This window comes from Pelagicoccus enzymogenes (genome assembly GCF_014803405.1).
GTDB classification, from domain to species: Bacteria; Verrucomicrobiota; Verrucomicrobiia; order Opitutales; family Opitutaceae; genus Pelagicoccus; species Pelagicoccus enzymogenes.
The window spans coordinates 368,235-387,091 of record NZ_JACYFG010000006.1; the positions used below are offsets into that span (position 1 = coordinate 368,235).

The window sequence follows — 18,857 nt, forward strand, 5'->3', positions numbered from 1 at the left end:
ATGTCCAGACGCTTAGGCACAAAATCTGTTCCATGTACGACCGTTCCGCTGCCTACTACGACTTGATCTATCGGGACCTGAAAGACTATCGGGACGAGGCGGCCAAAATCGACGCGTTGCTGCAGCGCCTCTCCCCAATCCCGCATCGCTTGCTGGACGCGGGTTGCGGCACGGGCGAACACGCAAGGCGGCTCTGCCGCGACCATGGCTATGCCGTCGACGGGCTCGACATCGAGCCGGAATTCGCGTCCATCGCCCAAACCAAGAACCCGAGCGGCTCTTTCCGCGTCGGCGACATGCGGGACTTCGACTTGAAACGCTCCTACGACGCGATCCTCTGCCTCTTCAGCTCCATCGGCTACACGGAGACTTTGCAAGGATTGGCCAACGCCTTCACCTGCTTCGCTCGACACCTGCCTCCCGGAGGCTGGCTCGTCTGCGAACCCTGGATCACCCCTGACGCCTGGAGGGACGGACAAGTAGACTCCGTCACAGCCCTCGACCCTAAATCCGGAGAGACCATCACCCGCACCCGCATGGGGGAAACGGACGGTCTCGTTTCGGTGCTGAAAATCGACTACGACATCGAAGACGACGCCTCCTTTCGCCAATTCAGCGAGATTCATCGACTCGGCCTCTTTACCAGAGAGCAAATGCGCAGCGCCCTCGAGGCCGCAGGCTTCCAGGTTACCTGGCTACCAATGGGCTTGCAGTCGGATTCGCTGATCGTCGCCCAAAAGATGGGCTGAGAGTTGGCTCCCGCACCACGGACTGGATGGAACCGGTCCCTCCCAAACAACGGTCAGGCCTGACGCCTTTCGAGAAATCGCGAGCAAGCTCGCTCCTACCCGACAAAAATAAAGCCCGGCCCCCGAAGAGGCCGGACTTCTCCCAAACAACATAAAGAAATTCGTCGGACGCAGCTCAAGCCCGCGGGAGGCTAGGCAATATCCTTTGGATAGATTCAACCAATAGCCATATCGGGGATTGGAGCAAACGGTTTTGATTTCGGCTTGTAAAAAATTTGATATTTCACAATTTATTTACGCTTTTTAAGCCTCCCTTAAGGGTTAATTTTTTATCGATTAAAAGGTACCCCTATCAGGTTTAGCCGTCGGGTTCGACGGGGCCGTTGCAAAGCCCTATTTTTCCGCCGAAAACGGCAGCGAACCGCCTTCGATATGCACCGTGCGGGTGGGAAACGCGATGGAGGAACCGCGGGCGGCCACCGCCTTCATGATCTTGAGATTGATGCGCTGACGAATGTCCATGTGGGCCAGCCAAGCGGTGGTGGAGGTGAAGTAGTAGACGAGTATCTGCAAAGCGCTGTCCCCAAAGTCCGTGAAGTTAACCAAAATGAAATCCTGGTTCACGCCCTCGTCCTCGTGCAGCAGCTTTCGTATGTCCTCCACCAAGCCTTCCATGTTCTCCGGAGAAGTGCTATAGGTCACTCCCACGTACTGCTTCACGCGACGCTTGGGCATGCGGCTCCAGTTCTCGATGATCTCGTTGGCCAGAACCTTGTTGGGAATCGTCATCAGCGACTTCGACCAAGTGCGGACCTTGGTCGAGCGCAGGCCAATCTCCTCCACGTCGCCGTCGACTTGGCTGCCTACCTGGATCCAGTCCCCTACCTTAAAGGGACGATCCGCCACGATGCTCACCGAACCGAAAAAGTTGGCCAACGACTCCTGAGCCGCCAGAGCGAGGGCCAGGCCACCGATCCCCATGCCCGCCAACAGAGACCCGACCGAGTAGCCTAGGTTTTGCACCACCAGCACCACCGCTACCACGATGAGAAAAATGCGGGCCGTCTTCTTGATCAGCGGGATGAAGTGGTAGACGCCCATGTCCTTCTCCTTGGCCACGTCCACCATGACCTCCGCCATGACGTCGACCGCACGCAGCAGCCCCCAGAACAGCACCGTCATGGTCGATGCCTGGAAGATGCGCAGGATCACGATGTCCATCCCCGGCGACAGGCTCAGCACCGATATGGAAAGGAAGAAACCGATCACATAGGTCATGGCGCCTATCGGGCCGGTCATGGCAGGGATCAACTTGTCGTCGAAGGTCCAAGCCGTCTTTTCGGCAGCCCTGTGAAACCAGCGCGTGTAGATGCCGACAACGATTTTGCGAATGATGAAGGTCGCCAGCAACAAGACGAAAAACACCGCGAAGCGGGCGCCCGAGTTCCCGCCAAAGTCGAGATCCGTCAACTGGCTCAGCTCGTCGATGACTTGGTCTCGGGCCGTCGAGAACTCGCTCGCGCCCGGAACCGCTTCGGCCTCGGGCTCCGGCTCGGCCTCCCCAGCAGATTGCCCCCAGGCGAAAGGGGCAAAACAAAAGGCGAGAGACAAAAACGTCGAAGCTGCGAATTTCCGGATCATTTGCACCAAGCACAAATAGCCCCCCACTCCGGAGACAAGCACGAAAAAGCCGGCCCCGCATAAGCGAGACCGGCTTCCCTCCTTAGTCCATTTGCCTCTTGCGAAACGCTAGCTGATAGCGATCCGCCGAGGCTTCTTTTCCTCTGCTTTTGCAAATGTAAGCTTCAACACGCCGTCTTGCAGCTCCGCGGAGATCTTCTCCGGGTCGATTTCATCGCTCAGCTCAAGCCGCAGCTTGTAGTTCAAGCCATCCTCCACCACTCCAGCCAACGGGCTCCAGTTTTCCCTGTCCGACCAGCTACGCGCTGCCGACAGCTCCAATACTCCGTCCGCAACCGAAAGCTCGACCGCGCCTTTTTGCACGCCCGGCAAATCCACCTCGGCCACATAGCTCGTATCCAATTGTCGGACACGGTACTGAGGGCGAGCGTAACGGATCTGTTGTCCCTGCTTCGCTTCGCAAGACTGGGTCTCGCATTCCGGTTGCTGAGTTTTGGTGATGTTGAGTGAAGTCATTTTAAATCCTAGCTAAATTGATCGTATTGTTTCCTTGGTTACGTTTTCTCAGCCGACGGAGATCTGGCGCGGCTGGACCTTTTCGCTCTTCGGAAGCGTCAAGCTAAGCACCCCGCTTTCGAAGCCAGCTGAGATCTTGCCGGCCTGTACGCCTTCGGGAACGCGGAATGCCTTCGAGTAGGTAAGCTCCTTCGCTTCCTCCCCCTCGCCTTCCGCCTCGAACTTGCGCACCGCAGTCACGGTGACCACTCCGTCTTCCAGCTCGATCTTCAGGTCCTCCTTCTTCACGCCCGGCAGGTCAACCCGTACCAAGTAAGCGTCCGCTTTCTCGTACCAGCGAAGCTTGGCGTCTGCAGCGCGGTCGCGGGGCGATCCGCCCTCTTGGACATCGAAGAATCCGGGCAATCCGGCGAACAGCGTATCGAGCTGCTTTTCAAGGTCCCCCAAGCCAAGCGGCCAAGTGAGAGCGTTAGGACGAATGCGGTTTGTTCTAAGGTATGTCATTGTTTTTTCCTCCTTGTTAAATTCAGGTGAGTTAAGAATGTGCCGCCTATTCTGCACATCTGATACCAAACCGCCAATAACCATAATATCATTATCAATCAACGCTTTACATAATCTGACCCGAAACCTAAGCGTCATCTTGTCACACCTAATCAACCCTTGAGGTGGGACAACAGCGTCCCCGTCTCGCTTGTGCGGGTGAGTTTAGAAGTATGGCCCATGGCATGGAGGGACGACTTCCACGTCGTCCGCAGTGGTTTTGATCCCGCATCGCGTGCAACGTGGAAATCGTCCCTCCAAACAAGTCCTGCCTTGACCCAGAAATTATCAGAAGGTCAGGCGACACTTTAAATCTCCCCCGCACTTGCTGCGACAAGACTTTCCCATTTACAAGCCCACGCCAATCCTCCTCTTTGGCTCACAACTATGAGCAGCGAGCCATCCATCTTCGACACCGTCTACGACCGCACCGAAACCGACAGCCAGAAATGGCAGAAGTACGAAGGCAAGGACATCCTGCCCATGTGGGTAGCCGACATGGACTTCCACGCCCCCGAGGTCGTGCTCGACGCCCTGCACGAGCGCATCGACCACGGGATCTTCGGCTACGCTCGCCCGGAGCCCTCTTGCACGGAAGCGACCGTTGAGATGCTCGAGCGCGAATACGGCTGGAAGATCGACCCCAGCTGGCTGGTTTGGCTGCCCGGTCTCGTGGTCGGAATTAACGTCGCCAGCCGGGCTTTCTGCGAGGAGCAGCACAGCGTGCTGACCACTACCCCCATCTACCCGCCCTTCATCTTCGGGCCGAAGTTCCAGAAGCGCCCTGTCGTGAAAGCCCAAATGGCCCTCGACGGCGACCGCTACGTCATGGACTGGGACGCCCTGGAAGCGGCCGTCACGCCCGATACCAAGCTCTTCCTCTTCTGCAACCCGCACAACCCTTGCGCCCGCGTCTTCGAACGCGAGGAGCTGCTCAAGGTCATCGACTTCTGCGAGCGTCACGATCTGATCTGCTGCTCCGACGAGATCCACTGCGAGCTGGTGCTCGACGGCCGCAAGCACATCCCGCTGGCCTCCGTATCGGAAAAGGCCAAGGAACGCGTCTTCACCTTTATCGCCCCCAGCAAAACCTACAACCTCGCCGGGCTCGGCTGCTCCATCGCCATCATCCCTGACGAAAAACTGCGGGCCCAATTCGTGACCGCCACCCGCGGCATCATGGCAGAGGTCAACAACCTCGGCTACACCGCCTGCGAAGCCGCCTATCGCTACGCCCAGGACTGGCGCGACGAGCTGCAACGCTACCTCGCCGGCAACCGCGATTTCATCCACGACTTCGTCAAACGCGAGATTCCGGAAATCGGACTCTACCAACACGAGGCGACCTACCTCAGCTGGATGGACATTTCCAAGCTCGAGCTGAAGGACCCGGTCGGCCACTTCGAGAACCATGGCATCGGCCTGAGCGACGGCGTTCCCTTCGACAGCAAGCAACACGTACGACTCAACTTCGGATGTCCGCGCTCCACTCTCGAGGAAGGCCTACGTCGCCTAAAGGCCGGCGTGGACGCCCTGCGCTAGCCGCCTATTTCCTGTATCCTCAGAATCGATACTGGATATTCAATTCGTAGGATCGAGGCGCGTCCAAGGAGACTTGGTTCGGATAATTGATGTCGCTCCAGCGGGCGTAGATCTCGTCCGTGAGGTTTCGCACGTGGAAAGACACCCGATAGTTGCTTCCGATCGAGTACGAGGCGAAGAGCTTGACAGTCGTATACTCGCTGAGCGTCACCGTATTCGCAGCGTCCGCAAAACGATCAGCGGCATAAGAAATCCCTCCGCCTAACTCCAAGGGAATGCCAGCCACTCCGTCATAGCTGGCCCACAGGCTTCCCAGCAACTCAGGGGCGTTTGTCGAACGCTTGCCGTTCACGTCCACGCCAAAGATCGGATCGACATAGTCGCCGAACTCCGAACGCGTGTAGGAAAGGTCGCCTCCGATCGTAAAGTGGTCGCTCAATTGAGCCCACGTCGCCAGCTCCACCCCACGGGACCAGCGTTCGTTCAATCCGATCGCCGCCTCAGGTCCGATTTGGCCGCCCACCGTCTTCTCGATATCGAAGTAGGCAAAGGTCAATTCGGTGCGGTCCCCATTGAACAAGGCTTTGAAGCCCAACTCCCACTGCTCGAGGTCGGAGGGAGAAAAGCTGTCCGCGTCGTAGAAGAAGCTGAGGTCGTCTCGCACCGGGTCGTGACGAAAAGCGTAGTGGCCGTAACCGCTAAAACGCTCGCTCAGTCGATAGGCGAAACCTGCCCGATAGCTGCTCTGGTCGAAGCTCCGATCGAGAAAAGCCCGCTCGCGCGGAGCTCCCGAGAACTCGAAACGGCGGTTGGCAAAATCGAGACGTTCCTGCCGCCAGGCCAAATCGATCGAAAGCGCATCCGAAAGATCGATCCTGTCGCTGAGCACGAGGGCCAGCATTTCAATGTCATGCGAGTCCATCCGCTGCGGCACGGAACCAAAGTCACCTCCCATCGGAGCGAGCAGATCCACTCGGTCCACGTATCCAAACGGCCCGTCGATATCGAATCCGACCCAGCGATCGAAATCGCTGCTGCTGTAATCTATCTTCAAGGCCAAAGCGTTTTCCAAATCGCCGACGTAGCCACGGTGCGAGAACTGATACTGAGCGCCCCGAATTCCCCTGTCGTGATCCACCGCAAGCCGATCTCGTTCGACCAAGGCCGCTTCCGGGTCGTAGCTGTAGAACTCCGCATTTCGCCACCTCCGATCCGCTCCGAAACGATAGATCGAAAACGTCATCGCCGTCGCGGAGCCTAACGACCAATTCGCGTCCAGTTTCGTCCAAAGGCTTTCGGAGGAAATCTCCCGATCGTCCACGTTGTAGTTGTTGAAACGAGTGGCGAGGTCCACCACGCGCTCGCCCTCAAGCTCTCCGATGCCCGCAAACGGTTCGAGCGCATCCTCGCGCGGGACCAGCGGCGTTCCCCAGTAGGCGGGCAAGGAGTCATCCAAGTACTTGACCGAAAGCAACAGCTCGAGCGCCACAGCAGGCTTCCACAGCACGCTGCCGTTGAGGCTTAGGGAGTGAGAATCCGTGTCGTCGACCCAACCATCCGAAGCGTTGCGGCTCACATCGATCCGGTAAGCGGCCTTGTCGGCTAGCGGCGCGTTGTATCCTAAGTTCAACGACGACGAATCAAAGCTTCCGTAGGAAACGATTGCCTGACCAAAGGGACGCGAATTGATTTTGGGTCGCTTGCTCACGATGTTCACAGTGCCAGCCGCCGCTCCTTCGCCATGCTGCAATTGAACCGGCCCCTTTACGATCTCCAAACGCTCCAGGTTGTTGGTGGACATCGGCCTCATGTCCAAAATGGAGCTGCCGATCGATACCCCGTCGTAGAGCACCGCAACGCTTCCTCGAGAAAAGCCGCGCATGCTGAAGCTGTAGGGCTCGCCTGGCGACTCGCCCGAAAGCACACCCACCATGCTGGAAACCGTTTCCGCCACGTCCTTTAAGCCTCGCATTTCGATCGTTTCGCGACCGATTACCTCCACCGAGTAAGGCGTCTCGAAGATAGACCGCTCGTGAGGGTTTTCGGCTAGGGACACCCCCTCTAGATCCAGCCCTCGAACCGCTGAATTCGAGACGCTTAGCTGCAGTAGCTCCTCCAAGGAAAGATCCTGAAGATCCAGCGACTCCTCTCCTTCCTCCTTCGACGCTCCGTCAGAAGCGCTACCGAGACAGCAAAGTGCAGCGAAGCAGGCCAGCGAACGAAACAGGCTCCAACTGGCGCCTGGTCGCTGAAAGCAATTTGTGATAGGAACAGACATCTTAGCTGGCCTCTTAAACGTTTTGAGCGCGAACTCAACACGAGTGTGCCCCAACAATCCCCCAAAATGACCGCTTCGCAAGCTCGCGGTCCCGGGATCACTCAGCCTTCCCTCACGGCCGGGAGCGGACTCCGTCAAACCGGTCTGCCTGCGAACCGCTCGATCTCCCGCTGCAAGACGTTGATTTCTACCGGCTTGATCAAGAGCCCGTCCATTTCTTGCGCCACCCGGCGCTCCAGTTGCGGAGTCGAAAGGTTCGAGGTCAGCGCGACAATCGGGGTGGAGCGCCCCAGCGACAGCTGCCGCTCGCGAATCGCCCGGGCCGTCTCCCAACCATCGAGCTCGGGCATCTGCAGATCCATGAAAATCACGTCGAAGCGAGTCTCCGCCACAGCATTGATCGCGCTCGCTCCATCTCCCACGCAGGTCACCTCATGCTTCATTTTTCTCAAGGCGGCCTCGATTGTTTGGAGGTTCAGGGAATTGTCGTCGACTACCAAGATTTTACGGGCCAGCGACATTTCTTCGGAAACACTTGCTTCGGGTACGGGTTCGGATGCGGTCCCTTCATTTTTAACTCTCAGCAACGGTAAGAAAACACTGAATACAGACCCGCGCCCCTCGATGCTTTCAACATGAACCTCGCCTCCCAAGAGATTTGCCAAGTGACGAGAAATCGTCAACCCAACACCTGCACCACCATAAAAACGCGTCTTCGACGTATCCACTTGATCGAAGGCTTCGAAGATCTCGGCCAACTTAGCTTCTGGAATACCGATACCGGTATCCGAAACGTCAAAGAGCAAGCACTCGCCTCCGTCAGTCTGTACCACATCGATGGATACACGGACACGCCCTTTAGCGGTAAACTTGACCGCGTTTCCTACGAGGTTGAAAAGAATCTGTCGCAATCGGGCAATGTCGCTACGAATTGACTTCGGACAACGAGGACTGAGGTAGGTCTCGAAGGTGATTCCCTTCTGGGCGGCGATTACCTTGAAGAGAGAAGTCGAGGTCCGCAGGACATCCTCCAACTCCAAGTTTTCGAGCTCCACGCTCAGACGCCCAGATTCCATTTTGGAAAGCTCGAGGATGTCATTCACCAAAGTCAGCATCGCCTCCCCCGAACGCAGTACAATATCCAGCAGTTCCTCCCGTTCTTCTTGCGAGGCGCTCATCTGAGCCAATTGGGTCATGCCCATGATACCATTCAGCGGGGTGCGAAACTCGTGACTCATGTTCGCCAGAAACTCGTTCTTCGCCTTGTTAGCAGCGAAGGCCTTTTCGCGAGACCTGCGCAGCACGAAAGCCATCACCGCCAGAATCAAAATGAAGGCGAGCAGGACGAAAGCGGCGACCGTAAGCGTGGTCGCCTTCCTTTCCAGATCATCCAACCAAAAGAAGGAACTGATCTCGTTCTCCGGATCGAGGTAGTAGCGGAAGTAAACGGTTTGCACGTACCCTTCGCTCACGAGCTTGCCTATTTCATCGCGCATCCGATCCGCAGCCTCAACCGCGCGAGCGTTGCTCCGATCCGCAGCTATACCGCAGGACAGCTTCGCGTCGGGAAATACGTAAAAGTAGATCGGCACTTCCGGATACCGATCAACCGCCGCCTTGAACATCAGCGAATTCGCCTTCGTGCTCCACAAAAAGGCTCCCTCATTTTCCCCTCTCAAAACCGATTCGATAGCGTCGACATGATTCGGCAAGGGAACGGGAATGGCTCGCGGCAGCAACTCGGGCACCAAGGTGTAGCTCGGCTCCCGGTCGTAGTAGGCGATCCGTCGGTTCGCCGTTTCCTTGGGATCGCGGATCGGATTCTCTGCTCTCGAGAGAATACCGATCGAATTCTGGTAAATCGGCTTGCTTATATGAAACCGCTGACGACGTTCAGGAAGATCGGTGACGATCGGCCACAAGTCGACTTCACCCTCGGCAAAATGATGATCCGGCGACTCCGGCGAGAACACCCACTCCAACTCGATATCGAGCCGCCGCGCCGCAGTCCGCACAAGGTCTATGGCAATTCCGCCCACGCTGCCGTCCTCGCCAACGATCTGGTACGGCGGCGAGCTTTGATAGCCGATTCGCAAGGCCGTAGCCTCCTCGCTGGCGCGGCAAAATAGTGCGTGACCAGCTAGCAACAGGACCGAGAAAACGACGCGATAAATCCTCGCGAAGCCGAAAGTGCGGAAATGGGAACAGATTTCGATCACGAACCGTTGGGGTAGAACTTCAAGGATCAAACCTTGGTCGCAGCACAGCTATTTTCAAAGCCCTTTTCGAAAATAATGGTCGGACATAAGACGGAAACGAGAATGCAATCAGCACTGCTTAGGGGAAAAATCGAAAAGCCAATCGCTAGAAAGCCGGCGTTCTGGAGCTACTGGGCGACAAGAACTCGCCTATCGCTCATGTAAAGCGAAAGCGCATCGCATAAACTGGCCAACAAGAGAATGGCTTCCTGGAAACGTAGGCGCTGAGCCTCCTCTTCCATCTGCCCGACTTCGCGATACTCGAGGAACCCCTTCGAGAGACGTATCGCCCCACAACGCTTCTGCTGGGACAGGTACTTGAAACGTTTTGCCACTGACGCATCATTGCAAACACGTCCGAGGTCTTCAGAGGCGGAAACACGAACCTCGTCTACCTGCCAAGAAAATCCCAAACCATCGAACGCATCAAACCTAGCCTCCCCATCCGTACCCTCAAATTCGATACAGAATTCCAAATCTTCCGTAAAGAGGGCTTCGAAGACCAACGACGTCCATTCCTGTCGCAGCTTACCTCGTTGCACAAAGTGACTGTATAAGGATAGCGGATACCCTCGACTCTCCCCATGCAGCGAAAACCGTTCGCCAATTCCCTTGCCCCAACGACTTTGCGAAACCCGCCGCGTCAAGCCAAAGCGCTTTTCCAACACATCGTACTGCCCAAGCATGCGTTCCTGGCGTCGCCCCAGAAAACGGGGCAGCAAGATGAGCGAGACGGCTGCCACAAGGCCTGCAATTAGTATAAGCATCTAATAGTTCTCGAAAGCCTCGGGACCTCCGCTTCTTTCGGATAGCGAATCTCGCCAAGGATCCAACCGACGGCATTCCCTCGCGTCTCAGCGACAGTTTGCCACGAACATACGGCTGTTGGTGCCTCCTGCCCCGACGCGCACCGCGAAGGACGTGTAGCACTTCGGGCAGCGGCCAACGTAAGCTCCACCGTCGTCGTTTAGATAGAGCCGTCCGTAGCAGTTGCAGCTCGCAAAGCGAACCCCGAGGAACTTCTTGTGCTTTTGTGTCGTTTTGAAGGATGGTTGCATTGTTAAGTTCTTCCTTATTGAATCGCGTATTCGTACTGGCTGGAGAGCACCTGCATCGCCCCAATAACGGTAGACCAGGAGTAGTCTTCGCGCGAATACGGTTCGTAGCACTCTACAACTCCCGTCTCACCATCCCGTTGCCAAAGCATGAGGTAGTAATCCAAGCCTGCTCGGCCGTCGCTGTAGTTGTCGCATGACTTCAGCGTATCTGGAAGCAGGTAGTCGAGAGCTGGATGATCAGCAGCCACCTGAGCCTGCAAGGCATCCAATTCCGGCTTGCTCGCGCCTTCCTTGCCAAAGGTTTCCACCACTTCCCAAACCGCGCTTTTGTAGGCGGCAACGGTCAGGATGGGCTGAACTTTGTCCAAAACGAGCGAATACACCTTTTCTGGACCGACAGCGGGCACATGTATGAGCGCGATGTAGTCTCGAGTGAAGCGATTCGCCGCGTTGCGGGGCACAAAGGTGAGAAGTGTCTGAAGGTACTGGTCGACTGCAGATATCATAATGCTGTGGGGATTTAAGCTACGAGTTTCGGTCGACGTTTTAGTTCAACAGACGAAGAACGGTTTCAGGGAGCGAGTTTGCTTGCGTCAGCATGGAAGTGCCGGACTGAACCAAGATTTGGTACTTGGCCAAACGGGTAGACTCTTCCGCGACATCCACGTCTCGAATACGGGAGTTCGCAGACTCAAGGTTTTGGCTTTGCGTTACCAGCTGCGTATCCACGAACTCGAGACGAGACTGCAAGGAACCGATTTCCGATCGGTTCTCAGCGATCTCCTGAATCGTGGCTGTCAGGTGGGCGATGGTCGAGGAACCGGCGACAGACAATCCGTTTCCGTCTGTAAGCAACTGGGCGAAGTAGGAAGCGCTGTCCTTGAGGTTCATCTCCGGAATGTTCATGAACTGGTCGCCAGTGGCGCCCACCACCGTCGGCAGATCGCCGCGATCGCCAAAGAGACTGATGCCGTTGAAAGTGCCGATGGGCTCGCCATCGATAGTCCAGTCTGGTTCGTTAGCCCCAACAACGCTACGAAGCTGGTCCTTGAGCTGCTCAAACTCTTGCTTGTAGAGCGCTTTGTCGCTGTCGTTCTTGGTAACGTCTCGAGTCATCATCGAGAGCTCACTCATACGGTTCAAGGTCTGCATCATCCCCTGCAGAAAGCCATCGGTGGTATGCAGCATGGACATGGCGTTTTGCGTGTTTGTCCTTGCCGCCAAGACTCGCGCGTTTTGCGCTTCGAGCTTTTCGGATACCGCTAGTCCGGCAGCATCGTCGGACGGGTTGATGATTTTGGATCCAGAGCTGAGACGAGCTAGGCTCTTGCTGAGCATTGCAGAACTTCTTTGAAGACTGCTAGCTGCCTCAACTGCATTCGAGTTAGTATTGATAACCATATTACGACCTCTTCCATTAGGTTAGTTGGGTTGACTGAGTGTAGCGGAACGTCTCGCGAACGCATCATGCGTCCTGGTTGTGCGAGAGGCCTGCCGTTTGTTTTGATTGCTTCTTCGAAGCGAGGCTCTTGGCCAGACCGGAAAGCTTTGGCTTGGCAGGCGTTTCGCCCGCTGCCGCAGCGACCGTCTTGGCGATCGCTTCCTGGTTGGCCTTTTGCATCTCTTCGAAAAGCTCCTTGCGAACGATCGGTACGGAACGCGGGGCGTCTATGCCGATCTTCACGGTATCCCCGTCGATGCGGGTAATCTTGATTTCGATGTTCTCGGCGATAACGATCGCCTCGTTCACTTTGCGGGAAAGTATTAGCATGTCGGTCCTTCCTTGGGTGCTGCAGTTTCGGTTAGGATGCCAAGGCGCTCTCTGACAGCAGCGGATGGCGGGCAGAGAACTTCGTGTAGTTGGCGGCGATCAACTGCTTCCCTTGAAGGGTCCGGCGATTGAGCACGATGGGCCCAACGAGATTTACGGTAGCTGACTCGATGTTGTCATCCTTGAGAGTGACAATGTTCAGTATGAGCGCGTCTTCGGCACAGTGGATGTCCAGCTTGTCCGCGTCGTCATCTGCGATCTCGACATCGTAGTCGCTGAGGATCTGGGCGGGTTCGATGACCACGAAGGCGAGCTCGTGCTGGTCGACCGCACGTATCCACATAAAGGGCTCTTCTTCTTCGTTGATCAGGAGTTCGAAACGCTTGGCATCTTCTAGGCCGATCAAACCGCCAGGGAGGTCGAACTCCATGGGTTTGGTCCAAACCTGTTTTTCCGTCTGTGATTCGGGTGCGACTTTCATGATTCTTGTGGTATCGGTGAGGGTTAGGCGCCTTGGCTATCAGAGATAGTCGAGCAGCGATCTGTTGAGTACCTGGCCCGCGCTCTTGAGCGAGGCTTGGTAGGCGTTCTGCACTTGGGTCAGCCTAACCACAGTTTGTGCAATGTCCACGTCCGCCTCGGCAGAGATGTTCTCCTCGAGGTCCGTGTAGCGTTGTTGGTTGAGAGTGAGATCGAATTCGATGCGCATCTGCACGGAGCCTTGGCGACTGAGGGCGAAGATCAGATCGTCTTCCGACGATTCGAGATTCTTGCGCATCGCCGGCGTCACCGCATCGACCGCACCCGTCTCGAGGGCGTCGCGCAGCTCGATCATCTTGCCGATGAATTCGGAGAATTGCTCGTTGGTGGCTCCATCGGTGTAAGGACGAATCTTACCTGTTTCGGAAAGGTGGAACTCCGCGCCTTCGGCTGCGCCTTCATAGGATACCGCAGTGATCTTGCCATCGACTACAGTGGAGGCGAAAGGCTCGGATCCGGTGTTGATTCCACCGAAGATGTACTCGCCATTAAACTTCGCGTTGGCGCTCTGCATGGCGTGCTCGATGAGTTCGTCCACTTCCTCGGCGTAGGCTTTCATCCCATCCGGCCCCTTCAAGCCGTCCGCCAAGGTAGCCAGCTCGGTGATGCGGTCGGAAATTTGGATGAAGTTCTGCAGCTGGGAAATGGTGGTATTGTTGATGTTTTGAGCGCGAGCTGCGTTCTTGGAGAACTGTGTGATGCGCCCCTTTTCCTCCTGCATGTCCAGGATACGGTTAGCGGAAGCCGAGTCTTCCGAAACCTTAGAGATGCGCTGTCCAGTCGACACCTGCTCGTTGAGCATGTTCATGTCCTTGGTCGTGCGCTGCAGGTGACCGAGAAGGGTGTCGGGATAGGTGTTAGAGGTGACTCTCATCTTTGTGGGAAAACTGAGATTACTGCGTATTCAAAATTTGGTTTAAACGAGCCGGTTCACGATAACGTCGAGCATCTCGTCAATGGCCCGGATCAGCTTGCCTGTCGCTTCGAACGCTCGCTGGTACTTCATCATATCCGTCATTTCCTCGTCGAGGGAAACGCCTGAAACAGCGTCTTGCTGCTGCTTGAGCATCTCGAAGACAATGGTCTCGTCCTCGAGCCGCGCATCGACCTTGGCCACGCCTTCACCGAGGTCTGTGACGATGGAGCGATAGAAGGTTGCGAAATCCCGGTTGCCCAATCCGGCGAGCCGGTCGTCGTCGAGCTCGGCAATAGCGAGCGTGAGAGAGTTGTCGCCGAGATTCTGGTCAGCGTGGTTGGTGGTGCGGAGCGTGCCGGAGTTAAGGTCGGCCGCCAACTTGATACCTGCAGCCGTGAATTCGGCTGCGTCTCCGGTGTCCGCAAAAAAGTTGGTATTGCTGACCGCGGTGCCTTCGTTGTAGAGGCCGTTGATCTGAGTGACCAATTCCTTAGCCAGGCCGTCAAGGCCGCGGCGATACTCTGCGATCACTCCATCGCGAGCTGTAAGGGCGCCTTCGACGCTGCCGCTCTTGATATCGATCTGTACTTGGTTGTCACCTACAACGAATTTGTAGTTGGGATTCGACGCGGTAGAATCGATGAAAGCGATGCTCTGGAAACGGCCGCGCTCCACCAAATCGAGCTGAGGAGAGTCTCCCCCAACCGTAGGAACGTACACGCGAACCTGCCCCGAGCTGTCTGGAATTTCTTCCACCTTGACCTGCATGATCTCGGAAAGGTCTTCCAGAACTCCCTGGCGCTGGTCGCGCAAGCTGAGGGCCTGCCCTGCCCGATTGGACTCGGCGCGAGCGATCTCGGAATTGAGGCGGGCGATTTCCTCGATCATCTGGTTAGCTGATCCGAGATCCGTGCGAACTTGCAAACCGATGTCTTCGTGCAAGTCGCTGAAGCGTTCCGCAGTAACGTTGAGCTTTTCGGTCAGGATATCTGCCTTCTGCAGCAGCGACTCCTTTTCCGCGTCCGAACCAGGATTGGCGGAAAGGGAGTGGAATGCGTTGAAGAAATTGTTGAGCGTCTCGGCGATACCGCCACTGCCGCCACCGTTAGCAGTGGCGCCGTCGATGAAAGGGGAATCCCCCGAGCGGGTGATCTCTTGGCCCAGGCTGGACTCCGCCTTGGCGAGAGCCGACTGCTGAGCGGTCAGCGAAGCGTTGAGGCTCGTTTCGCGGAGGACTTCGCGGTCGAGCACGGCGTCGCGCATGTGCTCGAAGCCCTGCACCTCGACTCCTAGGCCGCGTGGACCGCCAACCGTTTGCACAAAACCATCTTCCCCGATCACCACGCGCTGGCGAGCGTAGTCTGGGTTGTTGACGTTCGCCATATTGTTGCCAGCAGTGGTGACGCCGAACCGGTGAGCGGTGAGCGCTTTGCTAGCGTTGGCGAGTTCGCCTATGATGTTTCCGGCCATGTGGTGTGGGTATCCAGATTTTGGTTTCGAGTCGCTGAAACAGTCTTACACGAAAGCTTGGTAGCGAGTCGGCAGCTTGGTCTTCACTCCGACCCGTCCTTTCTTGGTGTAGGTACGGTTGTAGTTTTCCGGCTGCAGCTTCTGCATGGTCTCATGGTTGATCTCCATGGTACGGGAGAGCAGCATGAAGTTCTGGCGAGCCTTCTGACGGGTGCGGCGGATCATGTGGTTGATCTCGTCCACCAGCGCCTGCAGCATCGGTTGCATGAAATCGGGAAAGTGGACGATCAGCTTGGAAAGCGGTTCTTCCTCGTCCGCCCCGCATCCGCGAGCCATGTCGCGCACGACCGCCTCGCGCTGCTCGCGGAGGCCGCCCATCTCGGACATGTAGCTTTCGATCTCGGAATTCGTCTTGAGCACGAGCTCTGGGTCGCGGCTGAAGATTTCATCTTGCTGGCGTTCCAGTAGGTTGTACAAGCCGCCGTATTCCTGCACCTCGTTGCGGAGCAGCTCTACCAGTGGGTTCCAGTCCTTTTCTTCAAAGTTGTTACTCATGGGAATTCGTTCCCTTTCCATCGTTCAATTCTTGAGGAAACAGTTGAGCCTGCAGAACCGAAGAGAATCCGAGAGATCCGCTCTTGGTGATGCTAGAGGCCAAGGAGTCCTTGATTAAGTGTTCGTACATGGGGGTCGATCCTGATCCAAAGTATCCATTTTCTGGATCCATTGGCTTAAGAGCTTCGTCGAGAAATTGACGTAAAAGTATCCCTTCGAACTCGCCGCCGAGCTGTTGCATCTGCTCCGCTCGCGAAGTATCCCCGGTGAGCATCTGCTCTTTCCAGGAACTGCCAGTGAGGCCTGACATCGCTGTACTTGTTACGTCCATATTCGTTTGTTTCGTTTATTTAAAAGGTTTGGCGTGAAGGGGCTTACTTGATGATCAGCTCCGCTTGCAGCGCTCCCGCGCTTTTCATGGCTTGCAGGATAGACATCATTTCCCGGGTCGAGACTCCCATCGCGTTCAAGGCGTTCGTCACCTGCTGGATGGTCGGATAGTCGGGAATCATGTGGAAGGCGCCCAACTCTTCGGTCACCTCGACCTCGGTGCCTTCCGCTACAGCGGTCTGGCCGGCCTGGGCGAAGGGGCCTGGCTGGGAGATGTTTTGCGATCGAGCAATCGTGAGGCTCAGGGAACCGTGGCTGACTGCGACAGTGGAAACGCGTACCCCAGCAGTCGCTACGATGGTACCGGTGCGTTCGTTAATGATAATGCGGGCGGGAGTGTCGGGCTCGATCGAGATGCCACCAATCGATGAAATGAAGTCGACTTCGCGGCCCAAGTACATTTCCGGAATCGTCACCTGAACAGCTGCCGCATCCACCGCGATGGTACTGGACGGGAAGATGACGTTGATGCCTTCCGCCAACTTGGAAGCCGTGTTGTAGTCTGGATTGCGCAGCAAGAGCTTCACGCGTCCACCCTTGCCGATCTCCATTTCGATCTCGCGCTCCACGATAGCGCCATTGGCGATTTGGCCGACTGTTGGATGGTTCTTTTGCACGGTCGCGCCCCCTGCTCCACCGTTTCCACCCAAGTAACCGCCGACTGCGATCTGGCCTTGGGCAACTGCGTACACCGTATCGTCCGCACCGAGCAGCGGTGTCTGCAAGAGAACCCCGCCTTGCAAGCTTTCCGCGTCGCCGATGGAGGAAACAGTCACATCAATACGAGTACCCTCGCGAGCGAAAGGAGGAATATCGGCCGTGATCATGACCGCTGCCACGTTCTCCGACTTCAGCTCTTCCGCGTCTACCGTGAGACCGAAGCGACGCAAGGAATTGGCCACTGCATTGATCGTCATGGGCGAGTCGCTGTCGCCGTCGCCCGCGAGACCGATGACCAAGCCGTATCCAACCAGCTGGTTGTCTCGTCCGCCGTCAACGGTAACGAGATCCTTGACCCGAGCAGCCTGTACCGAAACTGCGGATACAGCGAGAAATAGAAGTGTGCGTGCTAGGAATTTCACGGTGCGAATGAGAGTAGGAATGGAGTAGGGATTTGGGTGAGGCTAACGAACGTTAGCTACGTTGATCAGCTTATGCACCCATCCCTTGGTTTGGGCGTCCTTGAGGTCTCCCTCGTTGAAGAGCTCGACGTTTGCGTTGAGCACGTGGGTGGAAAGTACAGTGTTGTTGGCGAGGACGTCGTCTCCCCGAACAACTCCGCGAACTACGAGGTATTGCGCTTCACCCGAGGCCTTGACCTTGCGGGCGCCTTCGACAACCAAGTTTCCGTTGGGCTGAACGTCCACAATGATGACCGCGATCTTGGATTGAAGGAGATTCGATTCAGTAACGGATCCACCACCTGTGTAGGAGTCCAGCGAGCCGGGGAGGCTTACTGAAGGTAGCGTCTTTCCTGTTGTGTCGATCAAGCCAGGGATAACGACGTTTCCGAGGGCCTGACTCAGCGATCCATTCGCAGATGAAGTCTTGGAGGAGCTGCGATTTACAACCGTCTCTTCGTCGACTTGGATCATGAGAATATCTCCTACGCCTGCCGCCGTGCGATCCGCGAACATGCCACGCTCGCTGTTGCGAGGAGATTCCCAAAGGGATTTTCCGAACGCAGAAGCGACTAGGAGTAGAGCAGCTGTAGTGAATAGTTGTATACGCATTTTTGTATCAGAAAAAGTTTACTAGAAGATAACCTCGACACGGCTCTCGCCGATGACGCGGGCGGAGAATTCCTTGGACGAATCGATGTTCCGCAGAACAATCAGGTCGCCATCGCTGCCATCTTCGCGAGCGACCGCACGCATCGTAATGGCTAGCAATCCGGTGACCGCAGAGACCTCGACAACGTCACCCTTGCGAACAAGAGCTCGCTCGGCCAAGTCGCTCCATACAAGGGCTTTGCCTGGTCGAATATCCCGTGCGTACTCGTGACGCAGGAGACTTTCTAATTGGGCTGGAACCGCGTTGGGCTCCGCCAGCAAATCGACGGCGCGGCTTTCGAAGTCCGAAGGGGAGGCCAGCTCGCCACGTCGTAGCTGCGCTCGCGGATACCATACTTCGCTGAACAGGTGCGCTCGAAATGGAACCGTCCACTCGCCGAGCACACCTTTTTCGTTTTCCACTTGGAAACGCAGCAGCAGGTTGCCGCGGGAAAGGCTCGTGGGGGCGTTGTTGAGCTGCACGAGGAAAGGCTGAGAGTATCCCGAAAGATCGGGCAAGTCACGCAAGGCAACCAATGTAAGGTCTCCTGCAATACGCAGGTGAGAGGCCAATTCGTTGGTGATCGCTTGCTGCACGTCGGAAGCGAGAATCGCATCGGCACGATAAGCTTCTTCTTCCGCTGGAGGCGCGCTTTCGAGAAGGCTTTGCATGGTGGACACCGAGCGCAAGGACTTCACCGGCTGAACCGATTGTATCTTTCTGTTGGATACCGAGGCGACTTCCGCCACCGGCAAGGGTGCGAGAATTTCGTCGAGGGAAGCCCGGAGCGCGGAAGCGAAGATGAAGATCGCGATACCGAGTCCGAAAGTGAGGCGTAGGAACAGGGAGATTTTCAT

At 56.5% G+C, this 18,857-nt stretch carries 20 protein-coding genes; 2 read left to right on the forward strand and 18 right to left on the reverse strand.

Going from position 1 to position 18,857, the window contains the following annotated elements:
• Positions 1-32 precede the first annotated feature (32 nt).
• Positions 33-749 carry a class I SAM-dependent DNA methyltransferase gene (locus IEN85_RS03975; RefSeq protein ID WP_191615765.1) on the forward strand — a complete coding sequence of 239 codons (717 nt, stop codon included), beginning with the start codon at positions 33-35 and terminating at the stop codon, positions 747-749.
• 393 nt (positions 750-1,142) lie between these two features.
• On the opposite strand, the gene IEN85_RS03980 is transcribed toward IEN85_RS03975, so the two are convergent.
• From IEN85_RS03980 to IEN85_RS03990, 3 genes are all read right to left on the reverse strand, one after another.
• On the reverse strand, positions 1,143-2,390 hold the full coding sequence (locus tag IEN85_RS03980) for a mechanosensitive ion channel family protein (protein ID WP_191615766.1): 1,248 nt from the start codon (positions 2,388-2,390) through the stop codon (positions 1,143-1,145).
• A 108-nt stretch (positions 2,391-2,498) separates the two neighbouring features.
• Positions 2,499-2,906, reverse strand: a complete 408-nt coding sequence (locus IEN85_RS03985) for an Hsp20/alpha crystallin family protein (RefSeq protein ID WP_191615767.1) — start codon at positions 2,904-2,906, stop codon at positions 2,499-2,501.
• Positions 2,907-2,954: 48 nt separating this feature from the next.
• On the reverse strand, positions 2,955-3,410 hold the full coding sequence (locus tag IEN85_RS03990) for an Hsp20/alpha crystallin family protein (protein WP_191615768.1): 456 nt from the start codon (positions 3,408-3,410) through the stop codon (positions 2,955-2,957).
• Positions 3,411-3,836: 426 nt separating this feature from the next.
• Between IEN85_RS03990 and IEN85_RS03995 the strand changes: the two genes are divergently transcribed.
• Entirely contained in the window at positions 3,837-4,991 is a 1,155-nt protein-coding gene (locus tag IEN85_RS03995; protein ID WP_191615769.1) for a MalY/PatB family protein, read from the forward strand.
• A gap of 19 nt (positions 4,992-5,010) precedes the next feature.
• Here IEN85_RS03995 and IEN85_RS04000 read toward each other — a convergent pair whose 3' ends face one another.
• The 15 genes from IEN85_RS04000 to flgA form a co-directional block, all read right to left on the reverse strand.
• Complete coding sequence (locus tag IEN85_RS04000; protein WP_191615770.1) at positions 5,011-7,269, reverse strand: TonB-dependent receptor; 2,259 nt, start codon at positions 7,267-7,269, stop codon at positions 5,011-5,013.
• 134 nt (positions 7,270-7,403) lie between these two features.
• The gene (locus IEN85_RS04005) at positions 7,404-9,488 is read right to left on the reverse strand and encodes a hybrid sensor histidine kinase/response regulator (protein ID WP_191615771.1); all 2,085 of its coding nucleotides are present in this window, start codon (positions 9,486-9,488) and stop codon (positions 7,404-7,406) included.
• A gap of 167 nt (positions 9,489-9,655) precedes the next feature.
• Positions 9,656-10,294, reverse strand: coding sequence for a hypothetical protein (locus tag IEN85_RS04010; RefSeq protein ID WP_191615772.1), 639 nt, complete (start codon positions 10,292-10,294; stop codon positions 9,656-9,658).
• A gap of 87 nt (positions 10,295-10,381) precedes the next feature.
• Complete coding sequence (locus IEN85_RS04015; protein WP_191615773.1) at positions 10,382-10,585, reverse strand: hypothetical protein; 204 nt, start codon at positions 10,583-10,585, stop codon at positions 10,382-10,384.
• 14 nt (positions 10,586-10,599) lie between these two features.
• The gene (locus IEN85_RS04020; RefSeq protein ID WP_191615774.1) at positions 10,600-11,091 is read right to left on the reverse strand and encodes a hypothetical protein; all 492 of its coding nucleotides are present in this window, start codon (positions 11,089-11,091) and stop codon (positions 10,600-10,602) included.
• Positions 11,092-11,131: 40 nt separating this feature from the next.
• Positions 11,132-11,986, reverse strand: coding sequence for a flagellin (locus IEN85_RS04025; RefSeq protein WP_191615775.1), 855 nt, complete (start codon positions 11,984-11,986; stop codon positions 11,132-11,134).
• A 64-nt stretch (positions 11,987-12,050) separates the two neighbouring features.
• Positions 12,051-12,356 (reverse strand): carbon storage regulator CsrA, encoded by a 306-nt coding sequence (gene csrA, locus IEN85_RS04030; protein WP_191615776.1) that lies wholly within the window; start codon positions 12,354-12,356, stop codon positions 12,051-12,053.
• A gap of 31 nt (positions 12,357-12,387) precedes the next feature.
• Positions 12,388-12,837 carry a flagellar assembly protein FliW gene (gene fliW, locus IEN85_RS04035; RefSeq protein WP_191615777.1) on the reverse strand — a complete coding sequence of 150 codons (450 nt, stop codon included), beginning with the start codon at positions 12,835-12,837 and terminating at the stop codon, positions 12,388-12,390.
• 39 nt (positions 12,838-12,876) lie between these two features.
• A complete protein-coding gene (locus IEN85_RS04040) occupies positions 12,877-13,770 on the reverse strand; it encodes a flagellin N-terminal helical domain-containing protein (RefSeq protein ID WP_191615778.1) in 894 nt (297 codons plus the stop codon).
• Between the two features lie 42 nt (positions 13,771-13,812).
• Positions 13,813-15,282: a flagellar hook-associated protein FlgK gene (flgK, locus tag IEN85_RS04045; protein ID WP_191615779.1), complete on the reverse strand. Its 1,470-nt coding sequence runs from the start codon at positions 15,280-15,282 to the stop codon at positions 13,813-13,815.
• 45 nt (positions 15,283-15,327) lie between these two features.
• Positions 15,328-15,837 (reverse strand): flagellar protein FlgN, encoded by a 510-nt coding sequence (locus IEN85_RS04050; RefSeq protein ID WP_191615780.1) that lies wholly within the window; start codon positions 15,835-15,837, stop codon positions 15,328-15,330.
• Complete coding sequence (locus IEN85_RS04055; RefSeq protein WP_224772440.1) at positions 15,830-16,168, reverse strand: hypothetical protein; 339 nt, start codon at positions 16,166-16,168, stop codon at positions 15,830-15,832. The genes IEN85_RS04050 and IEN85_RS04055 overlap by 8 nt, the downstream gene beginning before the upstream one ends.
• Positions 16,169-16,211: 43 nt before the next feature.
• Entirely contained in the window at positions 16,212-17,309 is a 1,098-nt protein-coding gene (locus tag IEN85_RS04060) for a flagellar basal body P-ring protein FlgI (protein WP_191615782.1), read from the reverse strand.
• Positions 17,310-17,351: 42 nt separating this feature from the next.
• Entirely contained in the window at positions 17,352-17,960 is a 609-nt protein-coding gene (locus tag IEN85_RS04065; RefSeq protein WP_191615783.1) for a flagellar basal body L-ring protein FlgH, read from the reverse strand.
• Positions 17,961-17,981: 21 nt separating this feature from the next.
• The gene (flgA, locus tag IEN85_RS04070; RefSeq protein ID WP_191615784.1) at positions 17,982-18,857 is read right to left on the reverse strand and encodes a flagellar basal body P-ring formation chaperone FlgA; all 876 of its coding nucleotides are present in this window, start codon (positions 18,855-18,857) and stop codon (positions 17,982-17,984) included.

Bases quoted from the DNA above. Each gene is read 5' to 3' on its own strand.
- IEN85_RS03975 (WP_191615765.1), top strand. From the start codon at position 33: ATGTACGACCGTTCCGCTGCCTACTACGACTTGATCTATCGGGACCTG.
- IEN85_RS03980 (WP_191615766.1), bottom strand. From the start codon at position 2,390: ATGATCCGGAAATTCGCAGCTTCGACGTTTTTGTCTCTCGCCTTTTGT.
- IEN85_RS03985 (WP_191615767.1), bottom strand. From the start codon at position 2,906: ATGACTTCACTCAACATCACCAAAACTCAGCAACCGGAATGCGAGACC.
- IEN85_RS03990 (WP_191615768.1), bottom strand. From the start codon at position 3,410: ATGACATACCTTAGAACAAACCGCATTCGTCCTAACGCTCTCACTTGG.
- IEN85_RS03995 (WP_191615769.1), top strand. From the start codon at position 3,837: ATGAGCAGCGAGCCATCCATCTTCGACACCGTCTACGACCGCACCGAA.
- IEN85_RS04000 (WP_191615770.1), bottom strand. From the start codon at position 7,269: ATGTCTGTTCCTATCACAAATTGCTTTCAGCGACCAGGCGCCAGTTGG.
- IEN85_RS04010 (WP_191615772.1), bottom strand. From the start codon at position 10,294: ATGCTTATACTAATTGCAGGCCTTGTGGCAGCCGTCTCGCTCATCTTG.
- IEN85_RS04015 (WP_191615773.1), bottom strand. From the start codon at position 10,585: ATGCAACCATCCTTCAAAACGACACAAAAGCACAAGAAGTTCCTCGGG.
- IEN85_RS04020 (WP_191615774.1), bottom strand. From the start codon at position 11,091: ATGATATCTGCAGTCGACCAGTACCTTCAGACACTTCTCACCTTTGTG.
- IEN85_RS04025 (WP_191615775.1), bottom strand. From the start codon at position 11,986: ATGGTTATCAATACTAACTCGAATGCAGTTGAGGCAGCTAGCAGTCTT.
- csrA (WP_191615776.1), bottom strand. From the start codon at position 12,356: ATGCTAATACTTTCCCGCAAAGTGAACGAGGCGATCGTTATCGCCGAG.
- fliW (WP_191615777.1), bottom strand. From the start codon at position 12,837: ATGAAAGTCGCACCCGAATCACAGACGGAAAAACAGGTTTGGACCAAA.
- IEN85_RS04040 (WP_191615778.1), bottom strand. From the start codon at position 13,770: ATGAGAGTCACCTCTAACACCTATCCCGACACCCTTCTCGGTCACCTG.
- flgK (WP_191615779.1), bottom strand. From the start codon at position 15,282: ATGGCCGGAAACATCATAGGCGAACTCGCCAACGCTAGCAAAGCGCTC.
- IEN85_RS04050 (WP_191615780.1), bottom strand. From the start codon at position 15,837: ATGAGTAACAACTTTGAAGAAAAGGACTGGAACCCACTGGTAGAGCTG.
- IEN85_RS04055 (WP_224772440.1), bottom strand. From the start codon at position 16,168: ATGGACGTAACAAGTACAGCGATGTCAGGCCTCACTGGCAGTTCCTGG.
- IEN85_RS04065 (WP_191615783.1), bottom strand. From the start codon at position 17,960: ATGCGTATACAACTATTCACTACAGCTGCTCTACTCCTAGTCGCTTCT.
- flgA (WP_191615784.1), bottom strand. From the start codon at position 18,857: ATGAAAATCTCCCTGTTCCTACGCCTCACTTTCGGACTCGGTATCGCG.